Annotated in this window: 15 protein-coding genes; 10 read left to right on the forward strand and 5 right to left on the reverse strand. The window is 69.5% G+C overall.

The features are described 5' to 3' along the window. Window positions 1-32: 32 nt before the first annotated feature. A complete protein-coding gene (locus tag IAI59_RS21080) occupies window positions 33-827 on the forward strand; it encodes a cyclase family protein (protein WP_207415308.1) in 795 nt (264 codons plus the stop codon). Next, entirely contained in the window at window positions 827-1783 is a 957-nt protein-coding gene (locus IAI59_RS21085; protein ID WP_237180446.1) for a Bug family tripartite tricarboxylate transporter substrate binding protein, read from the forward strand. Before IAI59_RS21080 ends, IAI59_RS21085 begins: the two co-directional genes overlap by 1 nt. A 36-nt stretch (window positions 1784-1819) precedes the next feature. Here the strand turns inward: IAI59_RS21085 and IAI59_RS21090 are convergent, their stop codons facing one another. From IAI59_RS21090 to IAI59_RS21100, 3 genes are all read right to left on the reverse strand, one after another. Beyond that, complete coding sequence (locus IAI59_RS21090; protein WP_207415306.1) at window positions 1820-2368, reverse strand: cytochrome b; 549 nt, start codon at window positions 2366-2368, stop codon at window positions 1820-1822. After that, window positions 2365-3417 (reverse strand): catalase family peroxidase, encoded by a 1053-nt coding sequence (locus IAI59_RS21095; protein ID WP_207415305.1) that lies wholly within the window; start codon window positions 3415-3417, stop codon window positions 2365-2367. Before IAI59_RS21095 ends, IAI59_RS21090 begins: the two co-directional genes overlap by 4 nt. Window positions 3418-3519: 102 nt before the next feature. Next, on the reverse strand, window positions 3520-4293 hold the full coding sequence (locus IAI59_RS21100; protein WP_207415304.1) for a DNA polymerase III subunit epsilon: 774 nt from the start codon (window positions 4291-4293) through the stop codon (window positions 3520-3522). Window positions 4294-4759: 466 nt separating this feature from the next. Here IAI59_RS21100 and IAI59_RS21105 point away from each other — a divergent pair, with 466 nt between their 5' ends. The 7 genes from IAI59_RS21105 to IAI59_RS21135 all read left to right on the forward strand — a co-directional run bounded on the left by IAI59_RS21105 (window position 4760) and on the right by IAI59_RS21135 (window position 20665). Next, window positions 4760-13141 (forward strand): SdrD B-like domain-containing protein, encoded by an 8382-nt coding sequence (locus tag IAI59_RS21105; protein WP_207415303.1) that lies wholly within the window; start codon window positions 4760-4762, stop codon window positions 13139-13141. 75 nt (window positions 13142-13216) lie between these two features. Beyond that, complete coding sequence (asd, locus tag IAI59_RS21110) at window positions 13217-14068, forward strand: archaetidylserine decarboxylase (RefSeq protein WP_207415302.1); 852 nt, start codon at window positions 13217-13219, stop codon at window positions 14066-14068. A gap of 201 nt (window positions 14069-14269) precedes the next feature. Then, a complete protein-coding gene (locus IAI59_RS21115) occupies window positions 14270-15256 on the forward strand; it encodes a 2-keto-3-deoxygluconate permease (protein ID WP_207443952.1) in 987 nt (328 codons plus the stop codon). Further along, window positions 15253-16506, forward strand: a complete 1254-nt coding sequence (locus IAI59_RS21120) for a four-carbon acid sugar kinase family protein (protein ID WP_207415301.1) — start codon at window positions 15253-15255, stop codon at window positions 16504-16506. Before IAI59_RS21115 ends, IAI59_RS21120 begins: the two co-directional genes overlap by 4 nt. Continuing rightward, window positions 16503-17522 (forward strand): 4-hydroxythreonine-4-phosphate dehydrogenase PdxA, encoded by a 1020-nt coding sequence (gene pdxA, locus IAI59_RS21125; RefSeq protein WP_207415300.1) that lies wholly within the window; start codon window positions 16503-16505, stop codon window positions 17520-17522. Before IAI59_RS21120 ends, pdxA begins: the two co-directional genes overlap by 4 nt. A 75-nt stretch (window positions 17523-17597) precedes the next feature. Beyond that, window positions 17598-18353 carry a DeoR/GlpR family DNA-binding transcription regulator gene (locus IAI59_RS21130; RefSeq protein WP_207415299.1) on the forward strand — a complete coding sequence of 252 codons (756 nt, stop codon included), beginning with the start codon at window positions 17598-17600 and terminating at the stop codon, window positions 18351-18353. A 50-nt stretch (window positions 18354-18403) separates the two neighbouring features. Then, window positions 18404-20665, forward strand: a complete 2262-nt coding sequence (locus IAI59_RS21135; RefSeq protein ID WP_207443954.1) for a type IA DNA topoisomerase — start codon at window positions 18404-18406, stop codon at window positions 20663-20665. 13 nt (window positions 20666-20678) lie between these two features. Here IAI59_RS21135 and IAI59_RS21140 read toward each other — a convergent pair whose 3' ends face one another. After that, the gene (locus IAI59_RS21140; protein ID WP_207444007.1) at window positions 20679-22025 is read right to left on the reverse strand and encodes a leucine-rich repeat domain-containing protein; all 1347 of its coding nucleotides are present in this window, start codon (window positions 22023-22025) and stop codon (window positions 20679-20681) included. 287 nt (window positions 22026-22312) lie between these two features. Between IAI59_RS21140 and IAI59_RS21145 the strand changes: the two genes are divergently transcribed. Then, on the forward strand, window positions 22313-22588 hold the full coding sequence (locus IAI59_RS21145; RefSeq protein ID WP_207415297.1) for a hypothetical protein: 276 nt from the start codon (window positions 22313-22315) through the stop codon (window positions 22586-22588). A 16-nt stretch (window positions 22589-22604) separates the two neighbouring features. On the opposite strand, the gene IAI59_RS21150 is transcribed toward IAI59_RS21145, so the two are convergent. After that, the gene (locus IAI59_RS21150; RefSeq protein WP_207415296.1) at window positions 22605-23003 is read right to left on the reverse strand and encodes a RidA family protein; all 399 of its coding nucleotides are present in this window, start codon (window positions 23001-23003) and stop codon (window positions 22605-22607) included. Between the last annotated feature and the right edge of the window lies 1 nt (window position 23004).

Genomic DNA, 23004 nt, shown 5'->3' on the forward strand with positions numbered 1-23004 from the left:
GGTGGGCAGGGGAGGAAACGAAAGAAAGAACCATGGCCAGACAGATCATCGACATCTCGACCGTGCTCAAGGCCGGCATCGCCAGCGACCCAACGCACATGCTGCCCGCCATTGAATACCGCGACCACCACCAGACCGCGCAAAGCATGGCGGACTACATGGGCGTGGGCCTGGACGCGCTGCCCGAGGGCGAATACGCGGCGGTGGAGCAGATCAACCTGTCCACCCACAACGGCACGCATATGGACGCGCCCTACCACTTCTTTTCCCGCATGGACGAGAAGCTGGTGCCCGGCGGCCGCCCCTCCATGCGCATCGACGAGGTGCCGCTGGACTGGTGCTTTCAGTCAGGCGTGAAGCTGGACTTCCGCGACAAGCCCGATGGCCACGTGGTGCAGCCGGACGAGGTGGAGGCCGAGCTGCGGCGCATCGGGCATGAGTTGCGCCCGCTCGAGATCGTGCTGGTCAACACCCGCGCCGGCAGCCGCTATGGCGAGGCGGACTTCATCGACAGTGGCTGCGGCATGGGCCGCGCCGCCACGCTGTGGCTGGCCGAGCGCGGCGTGCGCGTGGTGGGCACCGACGGCTGGTCCTGGGACGCGCCCTTCAGCCACACCCGCAAGCGTGTGCAGGAAACCGGCGACGCCTCGCTGATCTGGGAAGGCCACCGCGCGGGGCGCGAGATCGGCTATTGCCAGATGGAGAAGCTGGCGAACCTGGAGGCGCTGCCGCCGCACGGCTTCACCGTCGCCTGCTTTCCCATGAAGATCCACCGCGCTTCCGCCGGCTGGACGCGCGCCGTGGCCATCCTGGAGGACCGCGCGTGATGCGCCGCGCCCTGCTGGCCGCACTGGCGCTGCTCGGCGCCGTGCCCGCCTTCGCCCAGGCGCCTGCCACGCGCTATCCGGAACGCCCGGTGGTGATGGTGATGCCCTATACCCCCGGCGCCGCGGACGTGCTGATCCGTGCCATGAGCGAGAACTTCCAGAAGACGCTGGGCCAGCCGCTGGTGCTGATCACGCGCGACGGCGCCTCCGGCGTGGTCGGCATGCGGTCCGTCGCCGCCGCGGCGCCGGACGGCTACACGCTGGGCCACACGCCCATGACCGCCATCGTGGTGCAGCCGCACATGGTGCGCGCCACGGGCACCGAACCACAGAACTTCGAGGCCGTGTGTGGCACCAATGAAAACGTGCTGGGCATCGTGGTGCGCGCCGACAGCCCCGTGCACACGCTGCCGGAGCTGGTGGCGGAAGGCAGGCGCCGGCCCATGAGCTATGGCAGCCCCGGCCCCAACTCGCTGCCGCAGCTTGGCGTGTGGCGCGTGCAGCGTGCCACGGGGGTGGAGTTCAACCACGTGCCTTATCGTGGCGAGGCGCCGCATCTGAATGACACGCTGGGCGGCCGGCTGGATTTTTCCGCCGCCGTGGTCAGCTCGGCGGCGGAGATGGTGCAGGCGGGCAAGATGCGGCTGATCACCGTCTTCTCCAACCGCCGCCATCCTGACTTCCCAGACGTGCCGACGGCGCGCGAGCAGGGGATCGACGCGTTGCAGCTCAGTCAGGTGGGGATCTATGCCCCGCGCGGCACCCCGGCCCCGGTGCTGGACAGGCTGGAGGAGGCCTGCCGCACGGCGCTGGAAACCCCGGCGGTGAGGCAGGTGCTGGACACCACCCGCTCGCCCGCCGCCTTCATGCCGCGCGCCGCGCTGAACGCCATGCTGCGCGATGAATACACAACCTACGGCCGCATCCTGAAGGAACTGGGTGTGCAGCCGGAATAGGCCGGGGGCTCGGGGTGCCAGCGGCACCCCGAGCCGTCACCGTGCGGTCCGGTCGGGCACCGGCGCCATGGCCTGGAACACCCCGTCGCGCCGTACCAGGGCGTGAAACAGGGCCGCCCCGATATGCAGCAGGATGACAGCAAAGAAAGCATATGCGAGGTAGCCATGCACATTGCGCAGCAGCGCGAAGAGCTCGAGGTTCTGCGGCACGATCGCCGGAAGGCGCAGCCCGCCGAGCAGCGTGACGGGCATGCCCTCGGCCGAAACCATCGCCCAGCCGATCAGCGGCATGGCGATCATCAATCCATACAGCACCACATGCGACAGCTTGGCCGCCAGCCGCATCGGTTCCGGCAGGTCCGACGGCAGCGGCGGCGCGCCCCGCCGCAGCCGCAGTGCGAGACGCAGCAACGCCAGCACCAGGATGGCGATGCCCAGCGGCTTGTGCACTGACACCAGCGCCAGATAGCGCGTCGATATGGTGGACACCATGCCGACGCCGATAAACAACATGACGAGGATGCAGATCGCCATGGCCCAGTGCAGCAGGCGCTGCATGGGGCTGAAGTGCGGGGCGGCGGTCATGGACGGGCTCCCGAGGCGGCATGGGGGTATTGCGCGGCTTCCGCGGCACGGCGCTCATAGGACAACGCATAGGCGGAGGACCGCGCCGCCGGGAATGGGTCGGCCGAGGTGCGCATGCCGGGCGGCAGCACCGTGGGGTCGTAGTTGATGTCCCGGCACGGGCCATCCGCCTCGTCCTGCAGGGTATTCACCGTCAGCGTGCCCACATCCACGCTGCGGCGGCCGTCGGGCCAGGCCTGGCTCGGGTCGGCCACAGGGTCCCCCGGCTCGGCCACCGTTACCTGCATGGTCCAGCGCACGGGACCGGCGGCGAGGCGCTGGCGGATCTCTCGGTTCAGGAAGTCCGGCGGGCGGGCGGCCAGCGCTTCCGGCGACACGGCGACGGGCTGAGCCTCGGGCCGCATGGACCAGCGAACCACGCGATCGGTACCCCCGGCATCGGTGAAGATAAAGGAGTTCAGGCTGTTGTAGCGTTCCTCGGCGTAGCTTCCGGTCCAGGGGGCACTGCCGGCCCAGGCGCCGAAGCGGGCGATCTCTGGATGCGCGGCGGCGAAGGCCGGCATGGCGCCGGCCTCCTTGCTCGCGGATGCCTGCAGCAGCGCGTAGAAGGCATCCGGCGTGGCGACTGGAAAGAACGGCGCGCTGATCATGGCGGTGCGCCATTCGGCACCGTCGGGCGCCGTGAACTGCAGGCTGAGCCCGCGCACCCGTGCCTTGGCATCCGGCTCCGACAGGCTGACGCCGCCGAGGTTCATGCGGCCGACCACGGGATAGGTGCCGCTCGCCAGCATGGGCGCGCGGGACAGGGCCGCGCCGGCACCATTGGCTGCGAAGCTGCCGATAAAGCAGATGCCCTTGACGTGGTTGCGCCGGTGCCCGGGTGCCGGCCCGTCCGGCGGGGCCAGCGCGGCGAGAACCTTTTCCCGCGACAGCCGGTCCGGCGACAGCCACCCGGCGGTATAGGCAAAGGCAGCGGCGCCGCCGCCCAGAACCACGGCAATGACCACGAAGGCACCCAGCGGCGAGCGTGGCGGGGGGGATGGCGGCACTGAACGGACCCTCCGGGCATGGCGGCGCCGGCCTCGGCCCGCTGGGGAGAAATCACCCCAGGCGCAGAATGGCGCAGCGCCCGCAAGGTTGCGCGCGGCGACTCAAACGCCGAGGCGCATCTGCCGCGGCGCCGGCGGCGGCGCCTCACCGGTGCCGGCGCGCCGGGCCAATTCGGCGCGGGCGGTGAACAGCATGTCGGTGTTCTGGCCCCATTCGCCGGCCAGCACGCGTTGCAATTGCGCTACCTCCAGCTCCTCCCACCGCCGGCCGCGCAACGCCCCGCTGGGCACGCGCACCAGCAGCGCCGGCTCTTCCGACCAGCGCAACAACTGGTCCAGGCTCGCCAAGGCCAGCATGTCCCGCAGGTGGTGGGCCGTGACATAGGCGTCCGGCCCCGCGCGGTGCGCCGGCAGGCCGGTGGCCCTGTCCAGCTCCGCCGGCCGGCGCCAGTAGCGCAGGCCCTGATTGGAATGCGACGGCGCGTCCGGCCAAAGCCGCAACGCGCATTTATAGGTACAGATCCAGCGGGCGCGGCCACTGAGTTGCGGCGTGCACCAGCGCTTTTCAAAGGCCGCGCGATGCGCCGCCAGCGCCAACGGGCCGTCCCGCTGCAATACATCGGGTGCCACATCGGCCCAGGCCGGTGCTCCGGCCACGTCCTCGTCCACGATGTGATGGATGGCGGAGGTCACGGGGGAGATCGGGAACGCAGGCCGCACCAGCCGCGCCTGCGGCGGGCCAGCCAGCGCCCAGGTGCTGTCGCCCTGGCAGATCAGGTCCTGCCAGCCGACCTCCACCACCCCGCCGTTGCTGAAGCTGTCTCCGGTGGTTTCCAAATCTATGACACGCAGGCGCGGGGCGGAGGCATTGGTCATGACACCTGATATGGCCCTGGCTCCGCACGGTGGAAGCCTACGTAGGCCGCCCCGACGCACGCTATGACGGGAGATCAAGACCAAAAAAATTCAGGAGAGGATCGGCAACGCCCGTCCCGATGACGCTTGTTGTCCTCCACCAAAAGACGGTGGGGCGGCGACGGATCTTTACCAATTTTTACTCTCTAAGCAAGATATTTTCCTTTTATACAAAGTCTTGGGAATGGTGGCTAACCGGAGCTGCCGCCTTTAGACAGATGAGTGGTCATGGGTCGATATCGAGCTGCAAGGGCAACCACTCCGTGCCGATTCCGGCCAGATAAGGCAGCCAGTCGCGATCCCTGAGCGGCCGCGCGGGCTGGGCTCGCACCTGCTCTCCTGATCCGCCGCCCACTGTCCAGCCTTCGAAGGCTTGGTTTCAAGTCGGCTCCACCCATCCCGCCTCCCACGCAGGTTCAAATCCATCATGGCCTATACGATTGACACCAGCCTCGCCTCTGCTCCGCAGAACAGCAGCGTCACGCTCCTGTCACTCGGTACGCAGGCGAGCAACGGCAAGGTCACCTCGAACACCCTGCGGTTTGGCACGAACAACGCCAACACCATCACATTCGGAGATGGTTCCGGCGTTTACCACGGATCGACAGCAGGCGTCGCGGCGTCCCCCTATGGCGAGGCCGGGAACTACCTAGCCGCGGAGCCGGCGACGCTGGGCGGCGGCGTGAGCTTCAACTACGCCACGGCGCAGAAGTACTTCGGGTTGCTCTGGGGATCAGTCGACTCCGGCAATACCATCACGTTCTACAACGGCCTGGTTCAGGTGGGGGTGATCACGGGTTCCACCGTGAGCAGCAGCCCCAACGGGTCGCAGGGCGCAGACGGGTCTTACTTCGTCAACATCAATTTCACGGACACCTCCTTCACCCGGGTGGTGTTTTCCACCCCGTCGCCAGCCTTCGAATTCAACGCGATCGCCTATAGCGCCAGCACCGTTCCCACCACGCCCAATCAGACCGGCACGCCGACCGTGACCACCGCCACGGACTCCGGCACCGGCAAGGTCGTGGGCTATGACAGCGCCCCCGCCACGCTCGGCGGCACGGTCTTCCTGGACGCCAACGCGGACGGGCTGGCTGCGGCCTCGGACGCCGCCGTTTCCGGCGTGACAGTGCGGCTGATGAACTCGGCGGGTGCCGTGGTCAGCACCGATGTCACGGATTCCACCGGCGCCTACAAGTTCAACAATGTTGCGGCCGGCAACTACACCGTGACGGTGGTGGCGCCGTCCGGGGACCGCTTTTCGCCCACGGCTGCTGCGGCGACGGGCAGCAAGGTGGATAGCGGCGGCTTGGCCAGCGTGTCCGTCACGGCCGGCAGCAGCAACACCATCAACGCCGGCGTCTACGTGCCTGCCAGCATCAGCGGTACCGCCTTTGTCGATGCCAACGGCAACGGCGTGCAGGATAGCGGCGATACACTGCTGGCTGGCGCCACGGTGCAGCTGCTGAACAGCGCCGGAACGGCGATCACCACCACCACCACCGCAAGCAACGGCACCTACAGCTTCACGGGCGTGACGCCGGGTGATTACGTGGTGGCCTTCACAGCGCCATCCGGACGCGTCTTCACGGCGCGCGACCAGGGCACGAACGATGCGATCGACAGTGACGTAGGCACCAACGGGCGCACCGGCACCATCACCCTGGCCTCCGGCGGCAGCGCCAGCAATGTCTCGGCCGGTGTTTATACGCCGGTCAGCATCAGCGGCGTCGCCTTCCAGGATCGCAACGCCGACGGCCTGCAGGGCACCGGCGATACCCTGCTCGCGGGCGTGGCCGTGCAGCTCCTGGATGCCAGCGGTGCGGTGGTGGCCAGCACCACCACCGCCACCAACGGCGCCTACAGCTTCACCAGCGTCGCGCCCGGCACTTACCAGGTCAGCTTCACCGCGCCCGGCGGCACGGTGTTCACGCTACGTGACCAGGGCACCAACGACGCCATCGACAGCGATGTCGGCAGCAACGGGCGCAGCGGCTCCATCACCCTGGCGTCCGGTGGCAGTGCGGCCAACGTCTCGGCCGGTGTCTACACGCCCGCCACGATCAGCGGTGTGGCCTTCACCGACAACAACGCAGACGGCGTGCAAAGCAGCAGCGATGCCGTGCTGGCGGGCGTTGCCGTGCAATTGCTGGATGCCAGCGGTACGGCGGTCGCTAGCACCACGACCTCGGCCACCGGGGCATACAGCTTTTCGGGCGTGCGCCCCGGTACCTACCAGGTGGCCTTCACCGCGCCCGGCGGCACGGTGTTCACGCTGCGCGACCAGGGCACCAACGATGCCATCGACAGCGATGTCGGCACCGACGGCCGCAGCGCCAGCCTGGTGCTGGCTTCCGGCGACAGCATCGCCAACCTGTCCGCCGGCGTTTACACGCCTGCCAGCATCAGCGGCGTGGCCTTCACGGATACCAACGCTGACGGCGTGCAGGGCGCGGGTGACGCCGTGCTCGCCGGCGTGGCGGTGCGGCTGCTCGATGCCGGCGGCGCCGTTGTGGCCACCACCACCACCGCCGCCAACGGTGCCTACAGCTTCAATGGCCTGAAGCCCGGAACCTATGAGGTCGGTTTCGCCGCGCCCGCCGGCACGGTGTTCACCGCGCGCGACCAGGGCAACAACGACGCGACGGACAGCGATGTCAGCAGCGCGGGATTGAGCGGTAGCCTGACCCTGACCTCCGGGGCGAGCATCGGCAACCTGTCGGCCGGGATCTACACGCCCGCCACCATCAGCGGCACCGCCTTCACCGACAACAACGCCGATGGCGTCCAGGGTGCGGGCGATACGGTGTTGGCCGGCACGACGGTGCAGTTGCTGGATGCCAGCGGCGCCGTGGTCGCGACCACCACAACCTCCGCCGCCGGGGCCTACAGCTTCACCGCCATCCGGCCCGGCACTTACCAGGTTGCCTTCACCGCGCCGAACGGCACGGTGTTCACCCTGCGTGACCAGGGGACCAACGACGCTATCGACAGCGATGTCGGCGCCAATGGGCGGAGTGCCGCGATCACGCTGGCGTCCGGCGGCAGCGCCACCAACATCTCTGCGGGCGTTTACACGCCGGTCAGCATCAGCGGCGTCGCGTTTCTGGACAGCAACGGCAACGGCATCCAGAACACCACGGATACGCTGCTGACGGGCGTGGCTGTGCAACTGCTGGATGCCAATGGAGGCGTGGTGGGCAGCACCACCACCTCCGCGACTGGAACCTACAGCTTCACGGGCGTCGCGCCCGGTACCTACCAAGTGGCCTTCACCGCGCCCGACGGCACGGTCTTCACGGCACGCGATCAGGGTGGCAATGACGCGATCGACAGCGATGTGGGCAGCAACGGGCGAAGCGCCACATTCACGCTGACTTCAGGCGGCAGCGCGGCCAATGTCTCGGCCGGCGTCTATGCGCCGGTCAGCATCAGTGGTACCGCCTTCGTAGACCGCAACGCGGATGGCGTACAAGGCCCGAGTGATACCGTGCTGGCGGGCGTGCCTGTGCAATTGCTGGACGCCAGCGGCACCGTGGTCGCGAACGCCACGACCTCGGCCACCGGTGCCTACAGCTTCACGGGCGTGGCGCCCGGGACCTACCAAGTGGCCTTCACGGCGCCCAGCGGCACGGTGTTCACCCTGCGCGATCAGGGCACCAACGACACCATAGACAGCGACGTGGGCGCCAACGGGCGCAGCGGCGCCATCACCCTGGCATCCGGCGGCAGTGCCACCAACGTCTCGGCGGGCGTCTATGCGCCGGTCAGCATCAGTGGCACAGCCTTCGTGGATGGCAACGGCAACGGCCTGCAGGACCCGGGCGATGCCGTGCTTTCCGGAACCACCGTGCAGCTCCTGGATGCCGGCGGCGCGGTGGTGGCCAGCACCACCACCTCCTCCACAGGGGCTTACAACTTCGCGGGCGTGGCGCCCGGCACCTATCAGGTGGGCTTCACCGCGCCTGCCGGAACGGTGTTCACGGCACGCGACCAGGGCACGAACGATGCGATCGACAGCGACGTAGGCACCAACGGGCGCACCGGCACCATCACCCTGGCCTCCGGTGGCAGCGCCAGCAATGTCTCGGCCGGTGTTTATACGCCGGTCAGCATCAGCGGCGTGGCGTTCCAGGATCGCAATGCCGATGGCCTGCAGGGCACCGGCGATACCCTGCTCGCGGGCGTGGCCGTGCAGCTTCTCGATGCCGGCGGTGCCGTGGTGGCCAGCACCACCACCGCCACCAACGGCGCCTACAGCTTCACCAGCGTCGCGCCCGGCACATACCAAGTCAGCTTCACCGCGCCGGATGGCACGGTGTTCACGCTACGTGACCAGGGCACCAACGACGCCATCGACAGCGACGTGGGCGCCAACGGGCGCAGCGGCAACCTCACCCTGGCCTCCGGCGGCACCGCCACCAATGTTTCGGCCGGTGTCTACACGCCCACCGGCATCAGCGGCGTCGCGTTTCTGGACAGCAACGCGGATGGCTTGCAGGGGCCGGGCGACACGCTGCTGGCGGGTGTGGCGGTGCAGTTGCTGAATGGCAGCGGCGCCGTGGTGAGCAGCACCACCACTTCCTCCACCGGTGCCTACACCTTCGCCGGCGTGGGGCCGGGCAGCTACCAGGTCGCCTTCACCGCACCGGATGGCACGGTGTTCACGCTTCGCGACCAAGGCACCAATGATGCCATCGACAGCGATGTCGGTGCCAACGGCCGTAGCGGCACCATCACCCTGGCATCGGGCGACAGTGCTGCCAACGTCTCGGCCGGCGTGTATGCACCCGTCAGCGTTGGTGGCGTGGCCTTTATCGACAACAACGGCAACGGCATCCAGGACGCGGGTGACGGCCTGGCCGCCGGCGTGGCCGTGCAGCTCTTGAACGGCAGCGGCGCCGTGGTGGGCAGCACCACCACCTCCTCCACCGGGGCTTACAGCTTCGCGGGCGTGGCGCCCGGCACCTATCAGGTCGCGTTCACCGGCCCCGCTGGCACGGTGTTCACCGCCCGCGACCAGGGCACGAACGATAGCATCGACAGCGACGTGGGCACCAACGGGCGCAGCGGAAGCGTCGTGCTCAGCTCGGGGGGCAGCAGCGGCGCCGTATCGGCGGGCTTCTACACGCCGGCTGCTATCAGCGGTGTCGCCTTCACGGACAGCAACGGCAACGGCATCCAAGACACGGGCGATGCCGTCTCGGCCGGCGTGACGGTGCGGCTGACCGACGCCAATGGCGCGGTGCTGGGCACCACCACCACCTCGGCCACCGGGGCCTACAACTTCGCCGGACTGGCGCCGGGCGCCTACCGCGTGGCTTTCACCGCACCCAACGGCACGGTGTTCACGGCACGCGACCAGGGCAGCAACGACAGCATCGACAGCGATGTCGGCGCCGATGGTCGCAGCAGCGTCATCAACCTGCAATCGGGCGCCAGCGTGGGCAACGTCTCCGCTGGCGTCTACACGCCCGTCACGATCGGCGGCGTCGCGTTCACCGACAACAATGCCGACGGCGTACAGGGCACGGGGGATGCCGTGCTGGCGGGCGTGGCGGTGCGGCTGCTGGATGGCACGGGCGGCATCGTCGCCAGCACCACCACCGCGGCCAATGGCGCCTACAGCTTCGCCGGCGTGGCGCCGGGTACCTACAAAGTGGCTTTCACGGCACCTGACGGCACCGTGTTCACGCTGCGCGACCAGGGCAGCAACGACGCCATCGACAGCGATGTCGGCAGCGATGGCCGCAGTGCGCTCTTCACTCTGCCGTCAGGCGGCAGCTCCGCCAACCTGTCGGCTGGCGTCTACACGCCTGCCAGCATCAGTGGCACTGCCTTCGTGGACAGCAACGGCAACGGCGTCCAGGATGCGGGCGACGCGGTGCTGGCCGGGACCACGGTACAGCTTCTGAACGGCAGCGGCGCGGTGGTGGGCACCACCACCACCGCCGCCAATGGCACATATAGCTTTGCGGGGTTGCAGCCCGGGCGCTACGAGGTGGCCTTCACCGCGCCCGCCGGTGCTATCTTCACGGGTCGCGACCAGGGCAACAACGACAGCCTGGACAGCGACGTCGGCGCCAATGGCCGCAGCGGGTTGATCACGCTGGCATCCGGCTCCTCCGTCGGCAATCTCTCGGCCGGCGTATACACCCCGGGCCGGGTCAGCGGCATCGCGTTCACCGATACCAACGCGGATGGCATCCGCAACGGTGACGAGCCGGTGCTGGCGGGTGTCGCAGTGCGGCTGCTGGACAGCAACGGCGCGGTGGTCGCCAGCACCACCACCGCCGCCAATGGCACCTACAGCTTCGGCAGCATCGTGCCCGGTACTTATCAAGTGGCCTTCACCGCGCCCCGCGGCACGGCCTTCACGGCGCGCGACCAGGGCACCAACGACGCTGTCGACAGCGACGTCGGCGGTAACGGCGAAAGCGCGCCCTTCACGCTGGTGTCGGGTGGCAGCGTGTCCGACCTTTCCGCTGGCGTGTTCACCCCCGGGCTGGCGCAGCTTGGTGGCTATGCCTGGATGGACGCCAATGGCGATGGCATCCACGGCAGCGATGAGGTTGCGCTGCAGGGCGTCATGGTGCGGCTGCTGGATGCAAGCGGCAAGGCTCTCGGCCCGGTCACAACGACAGATGCTTCCGGCTTCTTCAGCTTCACCGGCCTCAGCGCCGGCAGCTACCGCGCGGGCTTCGCGCCACTGCTCGGCAGCACGTTCACGCTCGCTGACCGTGGTGGAAACGAGGCGTTGGACAGCGATGTCACCGGGGCGAACGGCGTATCCAGCCTTCTGGTGCAGCTTGGCAACGGCACGGTGGACAACCGCAGCACTGTGGGGCTGGTGATTGACCTACGGCAATCACCCAGCTACGCGCCCAGCGTCAATCTTGGCGATGGCGACAACAACTTCTCCAGTGGCACCGACAGCCCGGCGGTGGTGCATGGCAACGGCGGCAACGACATCCTGCAGGGCCGGGGTGGCAATGACACGCTGTACGGCGATGCCGGCAACGACTTCATCAACGGCCATGAGGGCAATGATGGCCTGAATGGTGGCGACGGTGACGACAACGTCCAGGGCCAGGAAGGCGACGACCTGATCCTCGGCGGTGCCGGCAACGACATCGGCGAGGGCGGCCTCGGCAACGACGTGCTGCTCGGCGGCCCCGGCAACGACAACATGCAGGGCGAGCTGGGCGACGACATGCTGTTCGGCGGCACTGGTGACGACATCATGGTCGGCAACGAGGGCAACGATCTGCTGGCCGGCGGCGCGGGCAACGACTCCCTGCCCGGAGGGCCCGGCAATGATGTGGTCATCGGCGGCCGTGACAACGGACGGCTGGTGCTCAACGCCGCCGGACAGCTCGGCGGCTTCGTGGTGGGCGACCTGATCGAGGGTAATGAAGGTGCCGATGCCTTCGTCTACCAAGCGGGCGATGGCGTCGACTTGATGCTGGATTTCAATCCGGCCGAGGGTGACACGTTGACCATCTATGGCCACACCGCCTTCAGCGCCATCGGCCGCCTGCCGGACGGGCGCATGGCGCTCTACCTGGGTCCGAACTCCGGCTTCGTGATCAACAACGACATCTTCCGCGACATCCCCGCCGGCAGCCCGCTGCCAGGCATCCGCTTCGTCCAGAGCTTGGCCGACGCCCCGGGGGATATCGTGGGTGGCGACATGGTGATCCCGATCCTGGCACGGAACTGGCTGTCCAAGTTCCAGGGGCTGGGGCCCATCACGGTTTCGCAGGACTTCCCGGCACTGGATCAGACTGTCTCGCCCCAGGATCTGACGAACGTCACCTTCGACAACTATCTGCAGCTGTCCAGCACCAACGACTCCGTGACGCTGCCGGCCGGAAACAACTGGGTGGATGCCGGTTCCGGCTACGACGTCATCACCGCGCCCGGCGGGTTCCGCGGCGTCGGGCACGCCCTGCTGCCCGGCGGCCTACGGCTCGACATCGGTAGCAGCACCGACCTGATCACAGGCGGGGAGGAGGTGCGCTTCGCCGACGGCACGCTGTTCCTGTCCCCCGACAGCAATGCGGCGCAGGTGTTCCGGCTTTACGATGCGGCGCTCGGTCGCACGCCGGACCAAGGCGGCTTGAATACCTGGATCGCGCAACTGGATTCGGGCGCGCCGCTGATCAACCTGGCTGACGCGTTCCTGGGCAGCGCGGAATTCGGGCAGCGCTACGGCAACCTCAGCAACCAGGACTATGTCACGCTGCTGTACCGCAACGTGCTGGACCGGGCGCCGGACGAGGGCGGCTATGCACTGTGGAACTCAGTTCTCGCGGCCGGCGCCAGCCGGGCGCAGGTGCTACTGTCCTTCAGCGAAAGCGCGGAAAACAAGGCTGCCCAATTGCCAACGACTTCGGCCGGCATCTGGGACCTGTCGGAAACCGCGGCCCAGATCGCCCGGCTCTACGACACCGCCCTGGGCAGGCTTCCGGACGTGGCCGGGCTGAGCTTCTGGCGCGGCAACATCGAATCCGGTGGCTTCACACTCAATGGCGTCGCCGAGGCCTTCGTGAACTCGGCTGAGTTTCAAGCGCAGTACGGCAGCCTGTCCAACCGTGCCTTCGTTGAGCTGGTCTACCAGAATGCGCTGGACCGCAACGGCGACGCGGCGGGCATCGACTTCTGGACCAACAACCTGGACAGTGGTGCGTTCAGCCGCAGCGGGGTGGTGCTCGGCTTCTCGGAAAGCGTGGAACACCAGGCACTGACCGCGCCCAATATCGTCAGCGAGGACCCGGGCCGCTTCGGCATCCTCTTCACCTCGTAGCGGCGGCTCGGCGGGGGCACCCTGGCTTCAACGGCCAGGGGCCCTATACTGGCGGCCTTAGTCCGGGGTCAGCCGTTGTCCGATCGTTTCAAGGTCCTGCTGCAATACGCGCTGCCCAAGCAGCGCCTCACCACCCTCGCCGGGCGTGTCGCGGGCGCGCAGGGCGGTCCGATGACTACCCGGCTGATCCGCTGGTTCGTGGCCCGCTATGGCGTGGACATGAGCGAGGCGGAGAACCCGGACATCGCCAGCTATTCCAGCTTCAATGCCTTCTTCACCCGCCCCCTCCGGCCCGGTGTCCGGCCCCTGGCGGCGGCCGACTTCGTGTGCCCGGTGGATGGGGCGATCAGCCAGTTCGGCGCGATCGACGACCACCACATCCTGCAGGCCAAGGGCCACCGCTTTTCCACCACGGAACTGGTGGGCGGGGATGCCGCGCTGGCTGCGCGCTTCCGCCACGGCGGCTTCGCCAACCTGTACCTGTCGCCACGCGACTACCACCGCCTGCACATGCCCTGCGACGGCCGCCTCACGCGCATGGTCTACGTGCCCGGCGCGCTGTTTTCGGTGAACCCCGTCACCGCGCGCGGCGTGCCCAACCTGTTTGCGCGCAATGAGCGCGTGGTCTGCGTCTTTGAATCCCCCGAGCACGGGCCCTTCGTGATGGTGCTCGTGGGCGCGACCATTGTCGGCAGCATGGCGACGGCCTGGCACGGGGTGGTGAACCCGAAGCGCACCGGAACCGTGTCCGCATGGGACTACGCGGGCCAGGACATCCTGCTGCGCAAGGGCGAGGAAATGGGGCGCTTCCTGCTCGGCTCCACGGTGGTGATGCTGTTCCAGCAGAATGCCATCGCGTTCAACGAGGCGTGGCGGCCGGAACGGGCGGTCCGCCTGGGCGAGCGGATGGGCGACCGCCCCGCCTGACGCCGCAGGCCGTTGCGCAAATCACCGGTCTATCTGCGCATTTCGTGCAGAATTTTCGGATCTACGGCGCGAAGCGCTGCCTATATTTGCGTGGTTCGCGCAAAACTGGTTTGACTCGGCGCGCGCTCCGGTCAATGCACCTCGCCTGAAGTCCGCCCACCCAGGCCGGACCATACGCAGTGCCGAGGATCGTCCATCCCCATGCAAATCCCCATCAAGCGCGCGATCGAGAAGGTTCCGGGGGGCATGATGGTCGTGCCGCTGGCCCTCGGCGCCATCATCGCCACGCTGTTCCCGGCCACGCCGAAGTTCTTTGGCTCCTTCACCGGGGCGCTGTTCACCGGCTCGCTGCCCATTCTGGCGGTGTTCTACGTTTGCATGGGCGCCAGCATCGACTTCAAGGCCACCCCCTACATCCTGAAGAAGGGCGGCACGCTGCTCGGCACGAAGGTCGGCATCGCGGCCCTGCTCGGCATCATCGTCGGACAGTTCCTGGGCGAGGCACCGGTGGCCAGCGGCGTGTTCGCCGGCCTGTCGACGCTCGCCATCGTCGCGGCCATGAATGACACCAACGGCGGCCTGTACATGGCCCTGATGGGCCAGTACGGCGAGCCGCGCGACGTCGGTGCCTATACCGTGATGACGCTGGAATCGGGACCCTTCCTGACCATGGTGACGCTGGGCGTCGCCGGGCTTTCGGCGTTTGAATGGCCGGTGCTGGTGGGCGCCATCCTGCCGCTGCTGGTGGGCATGCTGATCGGCAACCTGGACCGCGAGATGCGCGAGTTCCTGAGCCGCGCCATTCCCGTGATGATCCCCTTCTTTGCCTTCGCCCTCGGCGCCGGGCTGGACCTGACCAAGGTGTGGCAGGCGGGGCTGCTGGGCCTCGGGCTCGGCGTCGCGGTGGTGGTGATCACGGGCACCGCCCTGTTCCTGATGGATCGCGTGATCGGCGGATCGGGCGTCGCCGGCATCGCCGCGGCCTCCACCGCCGGCAATGCGGCGGCGGTGCCCGCCATCGTCGCCGCCAACAACCCGGCCTATGCGGACGCCGCGCCCGCCGCCACAATCCTGGTGTCGGCCTGCGTCATCGTCACGGCCATCCTGGTGCCGCCGGTCACCGCCTGGGTGGCGCGCCGCGTCGGCCCCGCGCGGCTCGGTGCCCGGTCCGGAACGGGCGAGGCATGACCCGCGACTGGCTGATCCTGGCCGATGACCTGACCGGCGCCGCCGATTGTGGCATCGCCTTCGCCCGGCGGGGCCTGCGGGCCTCGGTCGGCTGGCACGGCGTGGACATGGCCGCCGGCGCGCAGGTGGTGGCGATCGACGCCGACAGCCGCCGCCTGCCCCCGGAGGAGGCCGCCAGGCGCCACGCGGGGCTGCTGCGGGCCCGCCACGCGCCCGGCATGGGGCTGATCAAGAAGATCGACTCCACGCTGCGCGGCCAGCCGGCCGCCGAGCTGGCCGCCACCCTTGCGGCGCTGCGTGGGGCCGGGCGCCCGGCGCTGGCCATCGTGGCGCCGGCCTTTCCCGCCACGGGCCGCACGACCGAAGAAGGCCGCGTGCACGTCAACGGCCAGCCGCTGGAAGACACGCCCCTCTGGGCGCGCGATCACACCTACGGCAGCGCGCTGCTGCCCGAGGTGCTGCGCTCGGTCGACCTGGACGCCCGGGTGCTGCCCCTCGCACTGGTGCGCCAGGGCGATGCGGCGCTGGCGGCAGCCCTGCGCGACGCCCTGGCCGAAGGGCTGGACGCGGTTGTATGCGACGCCGTGGCGCTAGGCGACCTCGACATTCTCGCCCGCGCCAGCCTGCCACTGGCGGAGCGGGTGGTTTGGGTCGGCTCGGGCGGCATCGCCGCCGCGCTGGCCGCCGCCCTGCCGGATGCCGCCCCGGCGCCCGGTGCCATGCCCCCCGCGCTCCGCGGCGGCGTGCTCGTGGTGGTTGGCAGCATCGCCGAGGCATCGCGTGGCGCCGCCGCGCGCCTGGTGGCCGAGGCGGCTGCCACGCGCTTCGACATCCCGCCCGCGCTGCTGCGCGCTGGCCCCGCCGACCCGCGCTGGGCCCCGCTGGCCGGGGGCATCGGCGCCTCGCTTGCGGCTGGCCAGGACACGCTGGTGATGATCGCCGACGACCCCGGTGCCGACCTGGCGCAGGGCGCCGCCCTGGCCGAGGCGCTGGCCGGGCTGCTGGCGCCCGCCGCCGCCCGGATGGGCGGGCTGTTCGCCACGGGCGGGGAAACCGCCTGCGCGCTGCTGACGCATCTGGGCGTCAACGGCATCCGCCTGCTGGACGAGGTCGAGGCCGGCGTGCCGCTCGGCGTCACCCAGGGGGCGCTCCAGGTGCCGGTGATGACCAAGGCCGGCGCCTTTGGCAACGACGCAACCATTCTCCGCAGCCTGCTCCGGCTGCGCCAGCTTTGCAGGACCGCCGCATGACCCCTCACGACACCCGCCCCATCGTCGCGATCACCATGGGCGATGCCGCCGGCATCGGGCCGGAGATCATCATGAAGGCCCTGGCGCGCGAGGACGTCTACGCCATGTGCCGCCCGCTGGTGGTGGGCGACGCCACGCGCCTGCGCGAAGCGGGCGCGGTGGTGCGCGGCACGCTGCAGGTGCGCGCGCTGCAGACCCCCGACGGCGCGCGCTATGAGCGCGGCACCGTGGACTGCATCGACCTGGGGCTGATCCCGGACGGCTTTCCCTTCGGCCAGCTGTCGCCGGTGGCCGGCGAGGGCGCCTTCCGGTTTATCGAACGCGCCACCCGGCTGGTGGAGGCCGGCGAGGCGGATGCCATCTGCACCGCGCCGCTGAGCAAGGAGGCGTTGCACGCCGCCGGCCACAAGTACCCCGGCCACACGGAACTGCTGGCGCACCTGACCGGCACGCCCGAGGTGTCCATGATGCTGGTGGCGCCCAAGCTGCGCGTGATCCACGTCACCACCCACATCGGCCTGATGGACGCCATCCGGAAGATCGAGCCGGGGCTGGTGGAGCGCGTGATTGCCCGCGGGCGGGACACGCTGGTCAAGGCCGGCATCGCCGAGCCCCGCATCGGCGTCTGCGGCATCAACCCCCATGCCGGCGAGAACGGGTTGTTCGGCCAGGGCGAGGAGGAGCAGAAGATCATCCCCGCTGTGCAGGCCTGCACCGCCAAGGGCTGGGACGTGACCGGCCCGCTGCCCGCCGACACGCTGTTCTTCCGCGCCGCCAGGGGCGACTTCGATCTGGTGGTGGCCATGTACCACGACCAGGGCCACGGCCCGGTCAAGGTGATGGGGCTGGAGGCGGGGGTGAACATCACCATCGGCCTGCCGGTGGTGCGCACCTCGGTCGACCACGGCACCGCCTTTGACATCGCCGGCAAGGGCATCGCCGACGACGGCTCGCTGGTGGAGGCCTTGAAGCAGGCCGTGGACCTGGCACCCAAGCGCGACCGCGCGGCGGCCTGACGCGCGGGGCGTGCCTTTCGCCCCGGTCCGGCCTAAGGGGGGCCGGGCACCGGGAAGTTGAGGAGGCACGGCGCCATGCGGCTGAGAAAGGAACGGACGGACGCGATCCTGCAGGCGATCGCCGCGGGAAATGCCGACGTGGACGGGCTGGCCGCCCGCTTCGGCGTGTCCGCCTCCACCATCCGGCGTGACCTGCAGCACCTGTCCACGCGGCGTGCCATCACCCGCACCTATGGCGGCGCGGTGCTGGCCGCGCCGGCGCCGGAACAGAGCCTGCGCAAGCGCGAAGGCCAGCACCGCGCCGCCAAGGCCGCCATCGCCGCCGCCGCGCTGGCGGAGATCCGCGAAGGCGAAACGCTGATCCTCGACGGTGGCTCGACGGTGGAAGCGCTGGGCCGCTTGCTGGGTGGCCGGCGGCAGCGGGTGATCACCAACAACCTGCCGCTGATCCCGGTGCTGACCGGCACGCTGGGACTGGAGCTGGTTGTGCTGGGCGGCACGGTGCGGCCCATCAGCATGGGCACCACCGGCCCCCTGGCCGAGCAGGCGCTGCGGCAGATGACCGCCGACAAGGTGTTCACCAGCGCCGACGGCGTGGTCGCCGGGCGCGGGCTGTGCGAGGCGACGCTGGAACAGGCCTCGCTCAAGGCCCTGATGACGGAACAGGCCGCCGAGGTCTTCGTGCTGGCCGACAGCTCCAAGCTCGGCCGCGCCAGCCAGCCCTGCTGGACGCCGTTCCATGCCGGCTGGACCCTGGTGACGGATGCGTCGGAGCCGCTTTGCGCGCCATTCCAGGCGGCTGGGCTGCGGGTGATCCGCGTGCAAGGCTAGATCGGGCTGGCCCGGGCGGGCAGGAACCTTTAGAGAACATCTCCGACGCCATGCCCGACACCCAGATCGTCATCACCGAGAAAAGCAGCCAAGCCAAGGACGTGCGCGCCGCCGTCGGCGGCCGCTACGGCACCGTGCTGCCTGCCGAGGGCCACCTGTTCGACCTGGTGGAGCCGGAGGAAGCGGTGCTCGCCTGGAAGCGCTGGGCGCCGGTGCTGCTGAAGCCGGAAGGGCTTTATGCCACCAAGCCCGCCTCGGGCGGCAACAAGGCGGCCAAGCTGAAGGCCATCAAGGCCGCGCTGAAAGGTGCCGGCTGCGTGTGGCTGGCAACCGACTGCGACCGCGAGGGGCAGCTCATCGGCCAGGAGATCCTGGAGCACCTGAAATACCGCGGCCGGGTGATGCGCGTAATCTTCACCGCCCAGGACCCGCAAACCATCCGCGCCGCCTTCGCCGCCGCGAAGCCTAATGCGGAATACGCCCGCCTCTACGCCGCTGCCGTGGCGCGGCGGCAGGCGGACCAGATCTACAACCTGTCGCTGACCCGCACCGCGACCGTGACGCTGGCGCGCGGCGTGCGCAGCGTGATCGGCGTCGGGCGGGTGAAGACGCCGACTTTGGCCATCGTCTGCCGCCGCGAGCTGGAGATCCGCGACTTCCGCCCGCAGGACTACTTCGAGGTGGTGGCAACGGCCGAAGTGGCGGGCGGCGAACTGCGCCTGCGCCACGCGCCCAAGGAACGCATCCTGAAGCGCGAGGACGCAGAAGCCATCGCCATGCTGGCCGAGGGCTTCGCGGGGCCGCTGGCCGTCAAGGTGGAGGACAAGCGGCAGGGTCCGCCGCGGCTGCACGACCTGCCTTCCCTGCAAAAGCTCTGCGGCTCGCGCTTCGGCTGGTCCGCCGCGCGCACGCTGGAGGTGGCGCAGCAGCTTTATGACGGCGAGGGCAAGAAGGTGATCACCTACCCCCGCGCCGAAACGCGTTACCTGCCCGAAAGCCTGATGCCGGACGTGCCGCGCATCGTCGCCGGGCTGCAAGCCGGGCGGGCCTTCGCGGCCATTCCGGTGCCCGACCCGCCGGTGACGCGGCGCGGCGCTGCCGGTGCGTTTCACGACAAGGGGCTGGAAGGCGCCAGCCACCACGCCGTCATCCCCAACGTCAACACGGTGGACACGCTGCGCGAGGTCTGGCCACGCCTTTCGGCGGACGAGCGCAAGCTGTTCGACGTGATCGCGCGCTCCTACCTGGCCGCCATGATGCCGGATTTCCGTTACCGGCAGACCACCGCCACGCTGGATGTCCAGGGCCATGTGTTCCGTGCCGCCGGGCGGCAGCCGATCGAGCTGGGCTGGCGCGCCGCCTTTCCCGAATGGACGCCGGCGGAGGAGAAGGGCGAGGACGCGCAGCTGCTGCCCCCGCTGCGCGACGGCGAGGCCGCCCGGCTGCGCGACGCCGCCGTGGACGCCAAGCAGACCCGCCCGCCGCCCCGCTACAACGAGGGCACGCTGATCGAGGCCATGCAGAACGCCTGGCGCTTCGTGGAAGACGAGGCGCTGCGCGAGCGGCTCAAGGAAGCCAAGGGCATCGGCACCCCCGCCACGCGGGCCGAGGTGATCCGCGGCCTCAAGGCGCAGGACTTCCTCGTGGCGGAAGGCAAAAACATCGTGCCCACCGCGCGCGGCCTGTCCTTGCACGGGGTGCTGCAACAGGCCGATCCGGCGCTGGTGGACCCCGGCGTGACGGCGCAGATGGAGCGCCTGCTGGACGAGGTGCTGCTGGGCACGGAGGAGATGTCCGGCGCCATCGATGCCGTCTGCGCCCAGGCCAGCCGCATCATCGGGCGGTTGCAGGAAGGCGCCGGGACCGTCGATCCCGCCCTGCTGGGCAGCGCCGGCCCGCCCGGCGGCCCGCGCCCGCCGACACCGGCGATGAAGCGTTTCGTGGACAGCTTGGCGAAGCAGAAGGGCATCGCCCCGCCGCGGGGCCATGCCGGGTCCGCCGCGCTGTGCCGCGCTTTCCTGGACCAGCACGCGCCGAACCGGACGGCGGCGCCGGGCGAACCGCCTGCCCCGGATGCTCCGAAGGCGCGCAAGGCACCGGGCGGCCGTGCCAAACGGCCCGGTGCCCCCGGCCGCCGCAAGGGTTCCGCGGCTTCCGCCGCGCCGGACCGCGGCGCGGATGAAACACCGTTGCGGATTCCCTTCGGCAACAAGGAAGCCGCCCTGCAGTTGGGTGCGCGATACCGCAGCGGGGGGTGGTATGCACCCGCCGGGCTGGACCTCGCGGGCTTTCGCGAACGCGGTTGGTTGTAGAGGCGCGCCCCTGTCAGTGCCGTAGCAGGGGGTGCGCGGCCAGAGCCGCCAAAGCCTCCGTCATTGTTGGGCGGGCGGCGACGGCGGGCTGCACGCAGTCCTGCTCCAGCCGGCGCAACGCCACGTCGTCCAGGCCGGAACAAGCCACCAGTTCGCCCAGCAACAGGCCCCAGGCCCGCGTTTCCAGGCGCCGCAGCGCCTCGCCCGCTGCACCATCCGGCAGGAACGAGGCGGCTCCGAAGTCGCTCAGCACCGCCGCGCCGGTGGTGCCGTCCCACAACAGGTTGTGGCCATACAGGTCGCCGTGCAGCACCCCGCGCGCATGCAGGTGCGCAGCGGCGGCGGCGGCATCATGGGCGATGCGCAGCGCCACGGCCGGGGCCAGCCGCATTGCAGGTGGGTAAACGTCGCGGCTGCAGCTTTGCAGGCTCGGCGGCCCGGCCAGCACGCGCCACTGCGCGGGCAGGAGCGGCATCAGCAGCCCGTCCCGCCCCTCGGGGTGCCCCACCACCCGGCCCAGCGCGCCGGTGAGCTGCGGGTATGGCCCGGCCCGCAGGCAGGCGGCCATTTCCCGTTCCGGCAACCCGTCGCTGGTCATGCGCCCCTTGAACAGCTTCAATGCCGCCGCAAGGGGGCGTGCCGTGCCAGGGGCTGTCCACAGCACTTCCCGCACCTCGCCCGACGCGCCCTCACCCAGCCAGCGCCCGGGTTGCAGCTCGGCCCAGGGAATGGCGGAGGTCTGATCTGTCACCGCAGGGTCCAGCGGATTGCCGGCCCAGGCGAGCCAGGCCAGCCGGGGCAGCGAGGCGAGCCAGGGTGGCAGCGTGTCGAAAGCATTGGCAGACAGGCGCAGCAGTTCGAGCCGCGCGGCGCCGGCCAGGCTGTGCGGCAAGTGCCGCAGCCGGTTGCCAGCCAGCATCAGCTTCTGCAAGGCGGGGCGCTCGCCCAGCGCGGCAGGCAGTGTTTCGATGCGGTTGTCGGTCAGCGTCAACCAACGCAACTGCGGCGGCAGCGCCTCGCCCGGCACGTCGCGCATTCCGCAGCCCCGAAAGCCAAGCTGGCCGAGCGCCGCGCAGCCACCGAGGCCCACCGGCAGCCGGGGCATGGGATTGCCGGACGCGAACAACACGCCCAACCGCCCGAGCCGCCCGATGTCTTCCGGCAAGTCGGTCAGCGCGTTGCCGCTGACATCCAGCACCTCCAGCGAGGCGGCGAGGCCGAAGACCTCGCGCGGGAACTCGCGCAGGCCGAGGCCGGGCAAGTGTAGTTCCCGGACGCCGGCCAGCTCGCCACGCCGCAGGGCGGCCAGGGTGGCCGCGGCGTCGCGCCCGGCTGATCCTGCCCCGGGCGTACCCTGGATGTCAGCCGCCTGCGATACCCGCACCCCTTCGACCTCCTGGTTTCGGGCAGGGTGTTACCATGGGCCGGGGCGCCGCGGACCCCATGCGCGGGTTGCCAGGGCCGCAAACCGATGGCGCGAGTACCGATGGATGCGCAGAGAGATAATTTATGGGGATCAATTTACTCGAAGTGATAAATAGTTTTACCAAAGTATAAATACAGTCATTTCATTGTCTCTGCAAAACGTCACACATTGTGCGACAGGTCTGGTCTAGAACTGCCTCGCCCGTTTGTAGGAGAGGCTCCATGGCTTATGTCGAGTTGTCCTATTACCGGGATTGCGCGCTGGAACTGCGCGAATACGGCGATGCCGGTTGGGCGGTGCATATCTACGACCCCAGCCTGCGGCCGCAGGCGCGCAAGATCGGCGTCGTCACCACCACCCAGGCTGCGGCGCTGCCGGGGGTGATGGCGGAAGCGCGCGCGGCGGTCGACGCGCATCTCGGCCCGGCGGCGCCGCTCGACCTGCCCATGCAGCGGGCAGCCGCCACCCCGCGAGCCGGCCAAACGGCAGCCCGCTGACGCGCCGCCGCGACGCTCATGCCGGCGCGGGAATGCGCGCGATGACCTTGATCTCGAAGTCGAAGCCGGCGAGCCACGTGACGCCCACCGCCGTCCAGTTGGGATAAGGCGGCGGGCCGATCACCGTGTCCCGCACGGCCATCATGGCGCTGAACTGCCGCTCCGGGTCGGTGTGAAAGGTGGTCACGTCCACCACGTCGTCGAAGCTGCATCCCGCCGCCCGCAGCACCGCGGCAAGCCGGTCGAACGCCAGTTGGACCTGCTTGGTGTAGTCAGGCTCCGGCAAGCCGTCTTCGCGACTACCCACCTGCCCTGACACGAACAGCAGGTCACCGGAGCGGATGGCGGCGGAATAGCGGTGGTTGTCGTAAAGGGCCTGTCGGCCGGGCGGGAAGACGGCATCACGTTTGGCCATG

The organism is Roseomonas haemaphysalidis (assembly GCF_017355405.1).
Taxonomy (GTDB): domain Bacteria; phylum Pseudomonadota; class Alphaproteobacteria; order Acetobacterales; family Acetobacteraceae; genus Pseudoroseomonas; species Pseudoroseomonas haemaphysalidis.

Excerpts from the sequence above, each read along its gene's own strand:
- IAI59_RS21090 (WP_207415306.1), bottom strand. The coding sequence starts at position 2,368 with ATGACCGCCGCCCCGCACTTCAGCCCCATGCAGCGCCTGCTGCACTGG.
- IAI59_RS21115 (WP_207443952.1), top strand. The coding sequence starts at position 14,270 with ATGCAAATCCCCATCAAGCGCGCGATCGAGAAGGTTCCGGGGGGCATG.
- IAI59_RS21150 (WP_207415296.1), bottom strand. The coding sequence starts at position 23,003 with ATGGCCAAACGTGATGCCGTCTTCCCGCCCGGCCGACAGGCCCTTTAC.
- IAI59_RS21080 (WP_207415308.1), top strand. The coding sequence starts at position 33 with ATGGCCAGACAGATCATCGACATCTCGACCGTGCTCAAGGCCGGCATC.
- pdxA (WP_207415300.1), top strand. The coding sequence starts at position 16,503 with ATGACCCCTCACGACACCCGCCCCATCGTCGCGATCACCATGGGCGAT.
- IAI59_RS21145 (WP_207415297.1), top strand. The coding sequence starts at position 22,313 with ATGGCTTATGTCGAGTTGTCCTATTACCGGGATTGCGCGCTGGAACTG.
- IAI59_RS21120 (WP_207415301.1), top strand. The coding sequence starts at position 15,253 with ATGACCCGCGACTGGCTGATCCTGGCCGATGACCTGACCGGCGCCGCC.
- IAI59_RS21130 (WP_207415299.1), top strand. The coding sequence starts at position 17,598 with ATGCGGCTGAGAAAGGAACGGACGGACGCGATCCTGCAGGCGATCGCC.
- IAI59_RS21135 (WP_207443954.1), top strand. The coding sequence starts at position 18,404 with ATGCCCGACACCCAGATCGTCATCACCGAGAAAAGCAGCCAAGCCAAG.
- IAI59_RS21105 (WP_207415303.1), top strand. The coding sequence starts at position 4,760 with ATGGCCTATACGATTGACACCAGCCTCGCCTCTGCTCCGCAGAACAGC.
- IAI59_RS21100 (WP_207415304.1), bottom strand. The coding sequence starts at position 4,293 with ATGACCAATGCCTCCGCCCCGCGCCTGCGTGTCATAGATTTGGAAACC.
- IAI59_RS21085 (WP_237180446.1), top strand. The coding sequence starts at position 827 with ATGCGCCGCGCCCTGCTGGCCGCACTGGCGCTGCTCGGCGCCGTGCCC.